The sequence below is a fragment of the Neoroseomonas rubea genome, from assembly GCF_016106015.1.
GTDB lineage: Bacteria > Pseudomonadota > Alphaproteobacteria > Acetobacterales > Acetobacteraceae > Neoroseomonas > Neoroseomonas rubea.
Map to the genome: position 1 here is coordinate 1 of NZ_JACADQ010000694.1, position 796 is coordinate 796.

The 796-nt window shown below is 74.2% G+C and carries 1 protein-coding gene; it reads left to right on the forward strand.

Annotated features, from left to right (window positions below; genetic code table 11):
* Positions 1-796 (forward strand): type IVB secretion system protein IcmH/DotU (icmH, locus tag HW577_RS25890; protein ID WP_198378940.1); only part of this gene is annotated, 796 nt, incomplete at both ends.

Here is a 796-nt window from a genome sequence, read left to right on the forward strand (position 1 = left end):
CGCCGAGGCCGCGCCGCGCCTGGCGGGCGAGGCTGAGGCGGTGCCCAAGGTCGGCATCGGCCCGCTCGCCGCCGCCGCGCAGCCGCTGACCGACCTGCTGGCGCGCCTGTCCACCGCGGGCGTGGCGGCGCAGCCTTCGGGGGAGGAATTGCGCGAACGCGCGATCCGCGGCTTCCGCCAGTTCGAGATCGATGCGCGCGACGCCGGCGTCAGCGCCGAGCAGGTGCGCGCCGCGCACTACATCCTCTGCGCCAGCCTCGACGACGTGGTGCTGTCCACCAACTGGGGGCAGGGCAGCGTCTGGTCCGTGCAGTCGCTGGTGGCAACCTTCCACCAGGAAGTGAAGTCGGGCGACCGCTTCTTCGACGTGCTCGCGGGGATGCAGAAGGATCCGGGCCGCTGGCGCGACGCGCTGGAGGTCAGCTACCTCTGCCTCGCGCTCGGCTTCCAGGGGCGCTACCGGCTCTCCCCGCGCGGGCAGTCGGAACTCGACCAGATCCGCACGGGTCTCTACCAGCTTCTCACGCAGGTGCGCCCGCCCTGGGAACGCGAACTTTCCCCACGCTGGAAGGGCGTGGACGCACCCCATCGCGGCCCGTCGCGCGGCATCCCCGCCTGGGTCGCGGCCTGCGTGGCGGTCTTCGCGCTCGGCATGGGCTATGCGTGGCTGGCCAACGCGATGAACGAGGGATCCGACGGGCTGTATGAGCGGCTCGCCGCCCTGCCGCCGGGCCGCCCGCCTGAGATCGAGCGCGTCGCACCCCCGCGCCCGCCCGCGCCGCCGCCGCCGCCGCCC